Source organism: Streptomyces sp. BK79 (genome assembly GCF_044142145.1).
Lineage (GTDB): Bacteria > Actinomycetota > Actinomycetes > Streptomycetales > Streptomycetaceae > Streptomyces.
The window spans coordinates 112262-126106 of record NZ_JBHVOC010000022.1; the positions used below are offsets into that span (position 1 = coordinate 112262).

10 protein-coding genes and 1 pseudogene are annotated in these 13845 nt (G+C 71.7%); 3 read left to right on the top strand and 8 right to left on the bottom strand.

Going from position 1 to position 13845, the window contains the following annotated elements; genetic code table 11:
- Positions 1-7: 7 nt before the first annotated feature.
- The 6 genes and pseudogenes from ACFIF2_RS26080 to ACFIF2_RS26105 all read right to left on the bottom strand — a co-directional run bounded on the left by ACFIF2_RS26080 (position 8) and on the right by ACFIF2_RS26105 (position 7563).
- Complete coding sequence (locus ACFIF2_RS26080; RefSeq protein ID WP_395575671.1) at positions 8-2482, bottom strand: amino acid adenylation domain-containing protein; 2475 nt, start codon at positions 2480-2482, stop codon at positions 8-10.
- Positions 2482-4998 (bottom strand): Pls/PosA family non-ribosomal peptide synthetase, encoded by a 2517-nt coding sequence (locus tag ACFIF2_RS26085; RefSeq protein WP_395575672.1) that lies wholly within the window; start codon positions 4996-4998, stop codon positions 2482-2484. The genes ACFIF2_RS26080 and ACFIF2_RS26085 overlap by 1 nt, the downstream gene beginning before the upstream one ends.
- A gap of 185 nt (positions 4999-5183) precedes the next feature.
- Positions 5184-5399 (bottom strand): annotated as a pseudogene (locus ACFIF2_RS26090) (FAD-dependent oxidoreductase); the annotation flags it as partial.
- Between the two features lie 87 nt (positions 5400-5486).
- Positions 5487-6230: an anti-sigma factor domain-containing protein gene (locus tag ACFIF2_RS26095; RefSeq protein ID WP_395575673.1), complete on the bottom strand. Its 744-nt coding sequence runs from the start codon at positions 6228-6230 to the stop codon at positions 5487-5489.
- Positions 6227-6820: an ECF RNA polymerase sigma factor SigK gene (gene sigK / locus ACFIF2_RS26100; RefSeq protein ID WP_395575674.1), complete on the bottom strand. Its 594-nt coding sequence runs from the start codon at positions 6818-6820 to the stop codon at positions 6227-6229. The genes ACFIF2_RS26095 and sigK overlap by 4 nt, the downstream gene beginning before the upstream one ends.
- Positions 6821-7152: 332 nt before the next feature.
- Positions 7153-7563: an ATP-binding protein gene (locus ACFIF2_RS26105; protein WP_395575675.1), complete on the bottom strand. Its 411-nt coding sequence runs from the start codon at positions 7561-7563 to the stop codon at positions 7153-7155.
- Between the two features lie 366 nt (positions 7564-7929).
- On the opposite strand from ACFIF2_RS26105, the gene ACFIF2_RS26110 reads away from it, so the two are divergent.
- The 3 genes from ACFIF2_RS26110 to ACFIF2_RS26120 all read left to right on the top strand — a co-directional run bounded on the left by ACFIF2_RS26110 (position 7930) and on the right by ACFIF2_RS26120 (position 10449).
- The gene (locus ACFIF2_RS26110; RefSeq protein WP_395575726.1) at positions 7930-8130 is read left to right on the top strand and encodes an MMPL family transporter; all 201 of its coding nucleotides are present in this window, start codon (positions 7930-7932) and stop codon (positions 8128-8130) included.
- Positions 8118-9710 carry a molybdopterin-dependent oxidoreductase gene (locus ACFIF2_RS26115; RefSeq protein WP_395575676.1) on the top strand — a complete coding sequence of 531 codons (1593 nt, stop codon included), beginning with the start codon at positions 8118-8120 and terminating at the stop codon, positions 9708-9710. The genes ACFIF2_RS26110 and ACFIF2_RS26115 overlap by 13 nt, the downstream gene beginning before the upstream one ends.
- A 91-nt stretch (positions 9711-9801) precedes the next feature.
- The gene (locus ACFIF2_RS26120; protein WP_395575677.1) at positions 9802-10449 is read left to right on the top strand and encodes a fasciclin domain-containing protein; all 648 of its coding nucleotides are present in this window, start codon (positions 9802-9804) and stop codon (positions 10447-10449) included.
- A 103-nt stretch (positions 10450-10552) separates the two neighbouring features.
- Here ACFIF2_RS26120 and ACFIF2_RS26125 read toward each other — a convergent pair whose 3' ends face one another.
- Positions 10553-11848, bottom strand: a complete 1296-nt coding sequence (locus ACFIF2_RS26125) for an MFS transporter (RefSeq protein ID WP_395575678.1) — start codon at positions 11846-11848, stop codon at positions 10553-10555.
- Between the two features lie 226 nt (positions 11849-12074).
- Positions 12075-13841: an MFS transporter gene (locus tag ACFIF2_RS26130; protein ID WP_395575679.1), complete on the bottom strand. Its 1767-nt coding sequence runs from the start codon at positions 13839-13841 to the stop codon at positions 12075-12077.
- Positions 13842-13845: the final 4 nt, after the last annotated feature.

Below are 13845 nucleotides of genomic sequence, written 5' to 3' on the forward strand. Positions count from 1 at the left end.
CTGTCAGTTACGAGCCAGGTGGCGGGGCGGAGCCGGCCCCGGTCCGGGTGTCGAGCAGGCGGGCCAGGTCGGCGAGTGCCGGATGGTCGGTGAGGTCGCGCAGGGAGACGGCACGATCCAGGCGGACCATCAGCCGTACGGCCGCCAGGGAGGTGCCGCCCAGGGCGAAGAAGTCGTCGCCCCGGCCGATCCGTTCGGTCGGCACGCCCAGTACCGCCGCCCATGCCGCGGCGAGCCGCCGCTCGGTCGGTGTCTGCGGGGGCCGGTGGTCGTCGTGGTCATCCTCGGCCGTGGCGAGTGCGTCGGCGAGCACGGTCAGCGCCTGCTTGTCGGTCTTGCCGTTGGCCGTGAGCGGCAGGCTCTCCAACCGGTGGAAGGAGGCCGGGATCATGTACTCGGGCAGCAGCTCGCCGAGCCCTTCCCGCAGCCGGTCGGCGGTCAGGGCCCGCTCGCCCGTGCAGAACGCGGTCAGTCGCCGGCCGTGGCCCTCCGGGCCGGTCACCACGACCGCGCCGTCATGGACGCCGCCGACCCGCAGCAGCGCGTTCTCGACCTCGCCGATCTCGATGCGGAACCCGCGGATCTTGACCTGCGCGTCCTCACGGCCGAGGAACTCCAGCTTCCCGTCCGGCAGCCAGCGGCCGAAGTCGCCTCCCCGGTAGAGCCGTTGGCCAGGTCGGTGAGGGTCGTCGCGGTAGGCGAGGCGAGTGCGCTCGGGGTCGTTGACGTAGCCGCGGCCGACGCAGACGCCGGAGAAGACGATGTGGCCGGGGGCGCCGAGCGGGACGGGGACGAGGTTGTCGTCGACGACGTGGACGCGCACGTTCTGTACGGGGCGGCCGAGCGGTATCCGGTCGGTGGCGGGCATGGCGTCCATCACCTCGTGGTTGGTGTCGTCGGACGTCTCGGTCAGTCCGTAGGCGTTGACCAGCCGGACGCCGGGCCCCTCCCTGAACCAGCGCCGGACGAGTTCGGTCCTGAGGGCCTCGCCGGTGACCGACACGCACCGCAGGTCGGGCAGGTCGCGCGGGGTGCGTTCGAGCGCGGTCAGGAGGACGTCGAGGTAGGAGGGGACGAGTTGGAGGACGTTGACCCGGCCGTCGGTGATCGCGTCGAGGAACCGGTCGGCGTCGAGGACGGCCTCCTGCTCGACGAGCAGGGTCCGTCCGCCGGTCAGGAGACCGGCGAGCAGTTGCCACAGGGAGATGTCGAAGCACTGCGACGCCGTCTGCGCCACGACCGTGCCCGCACCGATGCCCAGGTCCTCGATCTTGGCGTGGAGGTGGTTGAGCAGTCCGGCGTGCTCGCACATCGCGCCCTTGGGCTCCCCGGTGGAGCCGGAGGTGAAGAACACGTACGCGAGCCGGTCCGCCGGTATGTCCAGGCCGAGTCGGGTGCCGTCGGTGGCCCGTTCGGTGAGGACGGGGACGAGCAGTTTGCGGGTGCCGGGCACGGAGACGAGGGCCCGCTCCAAATTGGCGGTGCTGCCCGGCTCGGTGAGCGCGAAGGCGCAGTCGGCGCGGGAGAGCATGGCGGTCATGCGGCCGGGTGGGTAGTGCGGGTCGACGGGCAGGTAGGCGCCGCCCGCCTTGAGCACGGCCAGCACGGCGGCCGTCCAGTACAGGTCGCGCCCGGTCACCACCGCGACCGTGTCCTCGGGGCGCAGTCCCCGCACCAGCAGGGCGCGGGCCAGCCGGTTGGCCCGTGCGTCGAGTTCCCGGTAGGTCCACTGCCCGTCGCGGTGCACGACCGCGACGGCGTCGGGGTGGCGGCGCACCCGCTCCTCGAACAGTTCGTGGACGCGGCGGTCCGGCAGCGCGCGGCGCGGCCCGGCGAGCCCGTCGAGCTGGAAGCGGATCTCCTCGCGGGAGAGCAGACTGTGCCGGTCGTGCGGGGCGTCCGGGTCGGCGGCGACCTGTTCCAGCGCGGCCAAGTGGTATCCGCCGATCCGGGCGGCGCAGGCGGCGTCCAGGACGTCGGTCCGGTACCGCAGGCGCAGGACGCGCCGGCCGCCGCGATCCTCCGCCGTGACGGCGAGGACGGTGCCGCCGGTCAGGGTGGCGGGCGCTCGCCCGTCAGGACCGAAGACGACCTCGGGGGCGGGGGGCGTCGCGGGCGGCGCCCCCGACTCCGCTTCCGTGGCCGCGGTGACCAGGTGACGCCAGGAGCCGGGCCCGACCGACAGTTCCCAGGTCAGCGGCCCGGTGCCGTCCCCGGTCAGCAGACCACCGCGAACGGCACGGTCGCCGCGGAGCACGGCGAGCACTTTCGCGTGGGCCGCGAGGAGGATCGCGGTGAGCGGCACGCCCAGTTCGACGGCCCGCCGCCGGAGGTTCGCGGCCACGTGGTCGGGGACGAGCACGGCGTGCTCCGCGGTGCCGGGCACGGGCGTGAGCGTCCAGCGCGGGACGGTCGTACGGCCGCCTGCGGTCTCCTGGTTCTCTCTCACCGGGGTGTGTCCGCCGGTCGCTGCCGTCGTCATCACAGCCCACTTCCGTCGCTTGCGTCGGTGTCGTCGGGCGCTGGGTGGGCTGGATTGCCCGCCCAGCGGGTGTGCGGGGGCACGGTTTCGCCCTTCATCAGGAAGACGTCCGTGGCCAGTACGGCCCCGTCGCCGACCGTCACGCCGTAGTGCACGAACGCGCCGACCCCGAGGGTGCAGCCGGCGCCGATCATGCTGCGGTCCGACTTGAACGTGCCGTCCTCCTGGGAGTGGCACTGCACGGCGCTGCCCGCGTTGAGCGTGCAGCCGTCCCCGATGGTGACCATCGGACGCTCGGTCAGGCTGCAGCCGTCGTCGAACACCCGGGCCCCGATGCGGACGCCGAGCAGGCGCCACATGAGGGGCTTGAACGGTGTGCCGTTGAGGACCTGGAGATACGTCTCCGACGGAACCTTCCAGTACCGCTCGCGGTGCCAGAAGCGGCGGTCGTAAATCGAGCAGAACAGCGGTCCCGGGGGGCGCACGGCGGTGACGGCCCGCTCCACGAGGACGAAGTAGAGGAGAGTGAAGGGCAGCAGCACCGCGTTGGCCAGGGCGAGCGCCATCGTGCCCCACTGCGGGTACAGGCTCGCGGCGCACGCGTAGAGCACGGTGACGCAGAAGAAGAACAGCCAGCCCGTGAACAGGTGGCAGACCATCGTCACCGCGTTGTGCCGGTTCTTGGCCGCCAGACGGCGGCGCAGTCCGTCCCCTTCCTTGAGTTCGTCGAAGGTGCTGTCCCGCAGTACGGATCGCGGTATCTCGAAAGAGGGGGAGCCCAGCAGTCCGACGCCGTGGCGGACGGGGCCGTCGACGGGGATCATCACCTTGGTCGCCAGGAGGCAGTCGTCGCCGGTCCTGCCGCCCGGCGGGCAGGCGATCCGGTTGCCCAGGAAGTTGTGCGCCCCGATGGCGGTGCGCGACAGGCGGAAGGAGGTGCTGGAGTACTCGGCGTTCATCATCGACAGGCCGTCCGCGACCATGGTGCCGGTGCCGACCGCGCTCATCAGAGGGCTCTCGTGCTTGACGCGGGTGCCGAAGTTCGAACCGGTCTGCTCCACGCGGGAGAGGTCGTAGCCGATCCACCGCAGGTAGTGCACGATGCAGGTGCTGTCGCCGAACAGCCTGGTCAGAGAAGCCCGGTTGCTGATCAGAAGGGTCGCCCGGTGCAGGGCGTGGTGGAGGCCGTAGAGCGGGTAGGTCCGGCCCGGGGTGACGCACCGGCCCAGCAGGCGCGGGACGGTGCCCACGACGACGAGGGCGGCGAGCAGGCCGCCGGAGAAGGCCACAGCCGTGATCACCAGTACGTCGGCGTAGAGCACCCAGCCGGCCGGCGCAGCCCGTCCGCGGCTCAGCACCGTGGAGCCTTCCAGGACCGGCGAGAGCAGCGCGTCCAGCAGGCCCACCGTCAGCGGTACGTAGCCCAGCACCGCTGTGAGCAACAGGAGGACCCCGTTGACGGCCCGCCGCAAGGTGCCGCAGCGGGCGGGCGCCAAGGGCTGGAAGTCGGCGTCAGCGGGCTGGGCCGGTGACCCGTGCCAGTGCTCGCCGTCCGGGACGGTCTGGCCGGTGTGCAGCGAGGAAGCGTGGCCGAGCTGGGAGCCGTCGCCGAGACCGGAGCCGATGTCCAGTACGGTCGCCTCACTGACGACCGCGTCGCGGCCCAGGGTGACCGGCCCGGTCTCGATCACCCCGTCGTGGGCGCGGTAGCAGCTGATGAGCGAGTCCTTGCGGACGACGGTGCCCGCGCCGATCGTCAGCAGGTCGGTGCAGACCGGCACACCGCGCGACAGGAACGTCACCCCTCGTCCCACGCGCGCGCCCAGCGCCCTGAGGTAGAGCGGGTACAGGGGCGAACCGGCGAACAGTACGAGGGGACTCGACCGGATCAGCGCCTTGACCAGCCAGAAGCGGGCGTAGGCCAGGCTCCAGACGCGGAACCGCCGTGGCGTCCACCGGCCGATCAGCAGCCACTTCGCGACCACCGGAAGGGCACACAGGACCACGAGCAGCACGGCGCCGAAGGCCACGGACCGCAGATAGGTGTCGAGCAGGCCTGTTCCGGCGGAGATCCAATCGTAGCCACGGGCGCCGACGAGAGCGAGGACGAGCGCGTAGCCGAGGTAGCCCAGGAGTTGCAGGGCTCCGCAGAGCAGGTGGTGGGGGCTGCCGGTGGGCGCGGGCGCCCGTTGCCCGGGCCTCCGCGGGCGGGCGGTCGCCCCGGGGGCGGGAGCGGGCGGGGCCGCGTCCGCGAAGGCCGCGGTCAGGTCGCGGATGGTCGGGTGCCGGTAGATGTCGCGCATCGACACCGACGGCAGGTCCGGCCGCTTCCTGACCCGGGCGCAGAAGTGCGCCATGACCAGGGAGTCCGCGCCCAGGTCGTGGAAGAAGTGACTGTCGAGCGGCACCTCGTCCACATGGGCGACGTCCGCGAGCAGCCGGGCGAGTGTCGTGCCCGTGTCGAGTACGGGACCGGTGTCCCTGGCCTCCGACACCTCTGACTGCTGAACCGTCATGAGAACCCCCTGGGCTGCTCTGGCCGAACGTCGTGCTGTCCTGCCGGGTATTCGTCACGGGGCAGCGGGGGTATGAGCGAGCTCCGGATTTTCTCGCCTGCTGAACAGCCGTCTCAACGGGTGGCCGCCGGCAGGACGGACCTGGAAAGCAGCCGGTGGGCGAGACGGTGGGCGAGCCGGTGGGCAACGGGAACCGCCCGGCCACCGGGCACGGCCGGTTCGCGGGTGTGGGCGTGGCCGCCGAGCCGTCCGTCCGCCTCGTACAGGGTGACCTGGCTTGTGGCCGCGAGGACGCAGGCGACGGTCAGTCCGGCGACCCCGGCGCCGACCACAACCACTCGCCGGTCTTCCACCACAAGCGCTCCCGCCACTCGACACGCCGCTCGGCTGCCGCGTTTCACCCGTACTTCGCAGCAGCCGGGCGGCCATCGGAATGGGCGCGATGTGAAGCGGCGGGGGAGAGATGAACAACGACCGGTGCGGGCCGGTCAAAGAGTCATCAGCAGCAGGGGGTCGGTGGTGGGCCGAGGGGAGCCTCCGGCGGGTTCGAGGGTGAGGCCGACGGCGCCGGCGTCGGCGGGGTTGCCGGACAGGACGACGGTGCCGTCGGCGTGGACGAGTCCGGCCGGACGCATGGTGCCGTCGTGGTCGAGCCACAGCTGGTAGGTCTTGCCCGTTCCGGGTGCGGGCAGGTTGGCTGCGATGAAGACGGCCTCGTTCTGCCGCTCGGAGGCGACGACGGTGGCCAAGGCTCCGTTGGCAGCCCGTCCGTGGACCGTGCGGGCGTCCGGAGCTGCCAGCACGGCGCTGACCGCGTCGAGCTGCTGCTGCGCCTGGCGGGCTTGCTGTTCGAGGTCCTGTCCGTTCCGTGTCTGCCACACCGCGACTCCGCCCAGTGCGGCCGCGGCCACGCCGGCGGCCAGCGCCAGGGGCACGGCCCGGCGGCGCACAATGCCGGCGAGTGCGGGCGCCGCGCTGCGGACGGGGACACGCGGGGGCAGCTGGCGCTCCCCGTCGATGGCCGTCATGACCTGCGCCTTGGCCGCAGAAGGCGGCGGCTGGGCGACCGCTGCCGCCAGACGTGCCGCCGTCGCGTGAAACTCGGCGGCTTCCTGCCAGCATGCCTCACATGCTCGCAGGTGGGCGTCGAAGTCCTCGCGTTCATCATCGTCGAGTGCACCCAGCGCGTAGGCGGCACCCAGGGTGTGGGCGTCGGTGGCATGGCGTTTCATGTGGTCACCCCCATGCAGTCGCGGAGCCGGATGAGCCCGTCGCGCATGCGTGTCTTGATCGTGGGAAGCGGTGTGCGCAGGGATTCGGCAACCTCGCGGTAGGTGAGCCCTCGGTAGTAGGCCAGGGTGACGGCCTGCCGCTGGAGCTCTGTCAGGCCGCGCAGGCAGCGGCGGACCTGTTCGGACTCCAGGCGGGTCTCGACCTGTTCGGTGACCTCGTCGAAGGCGGTGGTGTGCTCGCGGGCGGCCTGGGCCTTTTCGCGCTCGGCGGATGCCTGGGCGGATCGGACTCGGTCCACGGCACGCCGGTGGGCGATCGTCGCCGCCCACGCCGTCACCGCGCCGGTCTCGGGCCGGTAGCGTGCCGCCTGCCGCCACAAGTCGATCATCACCTCCTGGGTGACCTCCTCGGACTGTGCCCGGTCGCGCACCACTTTGAGCACGATGCCGAACACCAGCGGTGCGACGGCGTCGTACAGGGCGGAGAAGGCTTGCTTGTCGCCGTGCGCCACCTTGTCCATGATCTCGGCGAGGTCGCTGGGGGCGGGGTGGCCGTGGCGGCCGGCGCCGAAGGGAAGCGGTTGGTTCACCTGTGCCGCCCCGGCCGTGGTGAGAAGGCGAAGGGACGGCCTGGGCAGACCGTCGGGGGGCGGGGCGTCCATCGCATGCCGGTCCTTTGTCGTCGCTCGGTTCAGGCCGGAGCGCCCGGGGGCGGTCCGGCCACCGAAACCTGTAGGTGCGTCGTCCATTCTTCGTAGCGGACGGTCGCGTGGATTGGCGCTTCCAGCGGCCAAGCCAGAGGGCGTACGGCGGCGAAGACCGGGCGTGAGGAGAGCGAAGCGGCGTTCTCCTGCGCGCGGTGGTCTTCGGCGGTGCGTCGATGGCATCCGCCGATGCCGGTGCGCAGGGAGTGGCCGTTGGGCTACCAGGTGAGGACCGCGATGACCTGTTTGCCCCGGCCGCAAGGGCTGACGAAGAGATCCGCCCCCAGCGCCCGGACGATCTTCAGTCCCCGGCCCCCCGGCTCCTTCCGCTGCGCCTCGCGGTGATCCCCTGGCAGGTCCGCTGTGCCGTCGCTGACGGTGACACCCGCCCGCCCCCGCTCCAGGCTCAGGGTGAGCGCGTAGGGTCCGGCGGCGTGCAGTACGGCATTGCCGACCAGTTCCGAGACGATCAGCACGAGATCCTCGGCAACGTCGAGGGGACAGATGTCGGCCTCCCGCGCCAGTAGCCGAGCCGTGGCCTTACGGGCCTGGCGGGCTGCCTGTTCGCTCGCGGGGAGCGGGATGTCCAAAGTGGCCGGACATCCGCGGAGCGCGAAGGCGGTGTCCATGATGAATTCCTCGCAGGGAGCGGTCTTCGTGCCCGGAGACCGAGTGAAGGGAAACGCCGTGGGATGGTGGTGATCCGTGGACTCCGCGGCGGCTTGCAGGTCGTCACCATGTGTCGTGGCAGTTTCTGGGGGGCCAGGAATCCAGTGGCATACGCTCTGCCCGATAATCCAATGCTGCTTCCAGTATTGATTCGTGACGAATGTCGCGATGGATTGCCGGAATCCGTGAAAAGTTACGAGCAGCCATCCGGGTGATCTCCAGGCGTCCCTGCCATCTCGGTCCTGCCGCCGTGCCGAATCGGATGAGTACAGCAATCCCAGGCACCGTGCTCAGCTGCCGCATGCGCCCCCAGCGCCGCCGGACTCATCCTGGCCGCCACCTTCGCCGCCCTGACCGTGATGCCCCTGCTCTGTCTCGCCCAGATCGGCCGCATCGTCGCCGTCGGCGTCCCCATCGACACCCTCCTCGTGCGCCCGTTCCTCGCCCCGCTCTCGTTCTCGGCAGATTCCACTCTTCCGGAGCCAGGACCAATCCGCCGGGCGCTTGCTGCCGAATGCCGGGTGTGAGCAACTTCCGCAGCATCCTCTCCCGCATCGTGCTCGGCGCGCTGGCCGGACTCCTGTCCGCCTGTACGGCCTTGGCCGTGGCCGAGCTGGTCGCCGGGCTGGTGCGGCCCGCCGCCGGACCGGTGACGGTCGTCGGCGGCACGGTGATCGACCGGACGCCGGCCGAGGTGAAGGACTTCGCGATCCGCACGTTCGGCGAGAACGACAAGACGGTGCTGCAGCTGGGGATCCTCGTGATCCTCGCCGTGATCGCCATCGCCCTGGGCGTCCTCGCCCTGGCACGTCGACGGACCGGGGCCGCAGGAGTGCTGCTGTTCGGGATCGTCGGAGCCTCAGCGGCTCTCAGCCGCCCCGATTCCACCGGCCTGGGTGACGCACTGCCCTCGCTCGCCGGAGCTGTCGCGGGAGCGGTCGTGCTGTACCTGTTGGCGTCCAAGGCCGTACCGGCCCCGGCTCCGGCCGATGCGGGCGGCGAGGGCGGTACCCACGAGTGGAACAGGCGCGGCTTCCTCACCGCGGCTGGGGTGACCGCCGTAGCGGCGACCTCGGCCGGCGCGCTGGGACGGTTCTTCACAGGGCGGCAGAGCCAGGGAGCTGTCGCCTCCCGCGACGCGCTGATCCTGCCCAAGCCCGCCTCCCCGGCCCCCGCCATCCCGTCCGGCGTCCAACTGAAGGTCCCCGGCATCACCTCCTTCACCACACCCAACCGGGCTTTCTACCGCGTCGACACCGCCCTGAGCGTTCCCAAGGTCGACGCCGGCACCTGGCGGCTGCGCATCCACGGCAAGGGGGTCACCCGGCCGCGCACCTTCACCTTCGACCAGCTGCTGGCCCGGCCGCTCATCGAACGCGGCATCACCATGACTTGTGTCTCCAACGAGGTCGGCGGCCCGTACGTCGGCAACGCCCGTTGGCTCGGCGTTCCCCTCGCCGACGTCCTGGAGGAGGCCGGCGTGGTGCCTCCTTCCAGGGGAGGCAAGGCGGACCAGTTGGTGGCGCGGTCGGTGGACGGGATGACGCTCGGCTCCCCCGTCGAGGACGTCATGGACGGCCGCGACGCGATGCTCGCCGTCGGCATGAACGGCGAGCCTCTTCCCTTCGACCACGGGTTCCCGGTCCGCATGCTCGTCCCCGGTCTGTACGGCTACGTGTCGGCGTGCAAGTGGATCACCGACATCGAGCTGACGACCTTCGACGCTTACGACCCGTACTGGGTGAAACGCGAGTGGGCCCGCAAGGCACCGATCAAAACCCAGTCCCGCATCGACACCCCCAAGCCCTTCGCGCGCCCCGCCGCCGGCACCGTCACCATCGCCGGCGTCGCCTGGGCCCAGCGCCGCGGCGTCACCCGCGTCCAGGTCCGCGTCGACGACGGGCCCTGGCAGGACGCCGACCTCGCCGCCCAGGCAGGCGTCGACACCTGGCGCCAGTGGTCCTACCGCTGGACCGCCGCCCCCGGCGGACACACCATCACCGTCCGCGCCACCGACGGCACGGGCCAGGTCCAGACCGAACAGCGCACCCGGACCATCCCCGACGGAGCGAGCGGCTGGCACAGCGTTTTCGTCACTGTCGCCTAGACCACCCGGGGCGGCCCGCAGGCCGCGCCCGGGGCAGCACAACCAACCAACCCGAATCCCGTAGAGACAGCCGTTCAAGGAGCAACCCATCATGAACAGCCTGAAGTTCCGCCGCACCGCGATCGCCGTCGTCGCAGCCGCCGCGCTGCCCTTCTCCCTGGCCGCGTGCTCCGATTCCGGTGACGACGCCAAGGCAGCCCCCACCACGGCCGCCGAGGAGGCGACGACGGAGCAGAGCACCCCCTCCGAGGAGACGATGACCGGCGACCAGCCCTTCGGTCCCGCCTGCGCCGGCGTGCCGAAGGAGGGCGCGGGCTCATTCGACGGCATGGCCAAGGACCCGGTCGCCACCGCAGCGTCCAACAACCCGGCCCTGTCCACCCTGGTCACCGCCGTCAAGAAGGCCGACCTGGTCGACACCCTCAACAATGCCGAGAACATCACGGTCTTCGCCCCCACCAACGACGCTTTCGCCAAGATCCCCGAGGCCGACCTGAACAAGGTCCTCAACGACAAGGAGCAGCTGACGAAGATCCTCACCTACCACGTGGTCGGCCAGAAGCTCACCCCTCAGCAGTTGGAGGACGGTTCCTTCGAGACGCTCCAGAAGGGCATGATCAGCACCAAGGGATCCGGCGAGGACTACACCGTCAACGACACCTCCAAGGTCGTCTGCGGCAACGTGAAGACCGCCAACGCCAACGTGTACATCGTCGACACCGTCCTCATGCCCAAGTAGCGCCCGCACCCGCTGCGGCACGGGCGGCCGGTGACTCTGCTCGCTGCTGGACAGGGAGCAGAGTCACCCCGATGACCGCAGTCGCTCTGGTCGGGGGCCGGAGTCAGTCTGCGGTCTTCGTGAAGTCCAGGTCGGCGTGGCGGACGGCGTGGGAGGCGGTGGAGACTGTGGCGCCGAGCATGCTGATGCAGCCGAAGAGGAGGAAGGTGGGGCCGGCGCCCCACCCCTCCACCAGGAGGCCGAAGAGCGGGAACATCACCGGGGTGATGCCGACTGCGCTGAGCGCCTGGACGGAGGCGACCCGGCCCTGGAAGGCGAGGGCGGTGTTGGCCTGCATCAGGGCCAGGGACAGACCGCCGCAGAGGCCGGAGACCAGGCCTGACAGGAGCGCCACGGCGACCGCGAGGGCGAGGTTCGGCATGACGCCGATCAGGCCGATGCCGGCGGAGGCGACGAGCAGGGTGATGTTGTGCCAGTGGCCGGCCCGGGGGAAGCGGCCGCGCACGACCAGCAGGAGCGAGGTCGTGCAGACGCCGGCGCTGAGGGCGGCGTTCACCCAGGCACCGCCGGAGGGGCCCCAGCCGCGTTCCTCGGCGAGCATGATGACGCCGATCGCCATCGGTGGGATGCAGCCGATCATGGAGAGCAGTCCGGAGAGGACGAGCGGGCCGACGACGGGCTGGTGGCGCAGGTAGACGATGCCGTCGACCAGGTCGCGGCGGGCGGTGGAGTCCGCGGCGGGCTGTTCCCCGGGCGGCAGTGGGGCGAGCCGGACCGCGACCAGGAGGAGCAGCGACAGGGTGAAGAGGGCGCCGGTCGCGGCGAACGCGGCGGCGGGGCCGCCGAGTCCCATGGAGAACCCGGCGAGCGGCGGACCGGCGATGTGACCGGACCGCTGCACCAGGTTGCGCAGGCTCTGCACCCGCATCAGCTGGTCGCGGCCGGTGAGCCGGGGCGGCATGGCGCCGACCGCAGGCATGAACAGGGCGTCCACGATGCCGAAGACGAGGGCGAGCGCGACGAGCAACCAGAGGCCGGGGGTGCTGAACGCGAGCGTCGCGGCCGCCGCGAGGATCACCACAGCGCGGACCGCGTCGGAGGAGATGACCACCCTGCGCGGGCCGAACCGGTCGGCGATCACGCCGCCGCCGAGCATGAGGATCGCCCGGGGTATCGCGCCGACCGCCATCACCAGGCCGACCTGGGCCGGTCCGGCCACCTTCTGTGCGGCCCAGCCGAGCGCCACGAAGTAGGCGGCGTCGCCGACCACGGAGAAGGTGTAGGCGATGAGCCAGCGCAGGATGTTGCCGTCCCGGTGCACCGGGGTGGAGGGGGCGACGGCCACGGCGGGGGCGGGCGGGGCCGCTTCGTGGCTGGTTTCATCTGCTCGCGAGGTCACGAAAGCGCATGATCCCTCACAACGTCGGGCCTGTACATCCGAATTGCTCGGCCCGAAGCATGGCGACGAATCTCCGCGGGAGCGCCGGCTTCCTGCCCGTCCTGCGCACGCTCGCCCCGCACCTCGCGGGCGCCAGCCGCCCTCGCCGCCGTGGCGCAGGTCAGACGTGGAGGCAGGTCGGGACGGCCCGCACGCGGCGGTGGGGCCCGGCCGCCGGGGAGTCGGCTCAGCGGACGGGAGGGCAGGGGGTGCCGCGGGGCAGTCCGTAGTCGGCCGCGATGCGGTAGGTGCCGGCCCGGGGCGCGACAAGTACCGTCCACGTGTCCTGGGGTTGGCCGGCACCGGCGTCCTGGACCTCTTCCTTCAGACAGCCTCGGGTGTCGACGTGCTCACCGCCGTCCTCTTCGGACCGCGCCGCCTCGATCCTGTGCCCCTGGCCGTCGACCAGGGCCAGCCAGGGGGAGTAGGGCACGCGCAACAGGACCGGCCCCGCCCTGCGCACCGTGACGGTGAGGTGGTCGTGGGCGGTGTCCGCGACGGCGGCGTCCGGTCCGGCCAGCGGCGTCGGGTCCTGGACGGCGTACAGCTTCCAGTTCGCGTCGGACCACACCTGCCTCAGATAGGGCAGTCCACGCTGGATCAGTTCCGCCTCCTGTCGGCCCGCCGAGTCCAGGGGACCTGACGGCAGGACCACGTGGTGGACCGCCCATCGGTCGAGCCAGGCGCGGTAACTGCGGGCGGTGAGCGTGCCGTCGTAGAAGACGGGATTGCGTCCGAGGTCGGCCTGGCGGTTCCAGCCGCGCGCGAGGTAGGCGTACTCGGGGAGTGCCGAGGACTCCCGGTGACTGCGGGCCGGCACGACTTCGAGCCGCCCCTCCTGGCCGGCCCGGTGGCGCTCCAACTGGGCCAGTAGCGGCTCCAGGTCCTGCGACCACGCCGGGGTCGGGGCGGTCCGCACGGCGTCGGCCACCGCGCCGGTGCCCTGCCAGACGGTGGCCGCGCAGATCGCCGCGATCAGCGCGACGCGTCGGCGCGCCGTCGTACGCATCGTGGCCGGGCGCGGCAGCCGGGCCTCGGGCAGTGCGGCGAGGAGCACGACACCGCCGAAGAGCATTCCCAGGCGGGTGATGTTGCTGCCGATCTGGGACGGGATCAGCCACGCGCCCAGCACCGCCAGCGCGTACAGCACGCCCGCCACACGCACCGTGCGCCAGTGGACCGGCGCGAAGGCCAGCGGCGCCAGACCGCACAGCAGGGACAGTGCCGCCGTCCACCCGTTCATCGGCATCTCGCCGGAGAAGGGGAAGAGCCAGGAGGTCAGGGCGACGACGGCGAGCGGCGCGCCGCCGAGGACGTACGCGGGGGCGCGCCGCTTCGTGAGCCACAGGGCCCCGGCCACCATCCCGACGAACAGTCCGGCCACCGGGCTGGCCATGGTCGCCAGGGCAGCCAGCAGCGCGCCCATGACGAGCGGCGCGGCGCGGGACGACCGCCGAAGGACCACGGGACGCGTGGTGCCGCCGCCGAGGACGACCACCAGCGCCGCGAGACCGAACATCGTGCCCAGCGCGAACGTCGCCCGGCCCGACACCGCGTTGCAGGTCAGGGCGAACGCCCCGTACAACGCGGGCCACACGGGCCGGCGCACCGCCCGGCTCCGCACCAGCAGCAGGGCGAGCAGAGCGGCCGAGACCGTACCGGACACGACCATGGTCGTGCGCACACCGAGAAGATTCATCACGTACGGCGATACGACGCTGTAGGAGGCGGGGTGCATACCGCCGAACCAGGCGAAGTTGTACGCGGAGTCCGGGTGCTCGGCGGCGAACGCCGTCCAGGCGTCCTGCGCCGCCAGGTCGCCGCCGCCGTTGGCGAGGACCAGCGCCCAGACGGTGTGCAGAGCGGCGGCGAGCAGCACGGCCGCGGGCACCGGCTGCCCGAGCCGGGTGAGAAGAGGGGCGAGTCGCTCGGTGCGCCGAGGGGGGCTGGTCACGCGA

Bases quoted from the DNA above. Each gene is read 5' to 3' on its own strand.
- ACFIF2_RS26115 (WP_395575676.1), top strand. From the start codon at position 8,118: ATGCCGGGTGTGAGCAACTTCCGCAGCATCCTCTCCCGCATCGTGCTC.
- ACFIF2_RS26120 (WP_395575677.1), top strand. From the start codon at position 9,802: ATGAACAGCCTGAAGTTCCGCCGCACCGCGATCGCCGTCGTCGCAGCC.
- ACFIF2_RS26085 (WP_395575672.1), bottom strand. From the start codon at position 4,998: ATGACGGTTCAGCAGTCAGAGGTGTCGGAGGCCAGGGACACCGGTCCC.
- ACFIF2_RS26105 (WP_395575675.1), bottom strand. From the start codon at position 7,563: ATGGACACCGCCTTCGCGCTCCGCGGATGTCCGGCCACTTTGGACATC.
- ACFIF2_RS26095 (WP_395575673.1), bottom strand. From the start codon at position 6,230: ATGAAACGCCATGCCACCGACGCCCACACCCTGGGTGCCGCCTACGCG.
- ACFIF2_RS26080 (WP_395575671.1), bottom strand. From the start codon at position 2,482: ATGACGACGGCAGCGACCGGCGGACACACCCCGGTGAGAGAGAACCAG.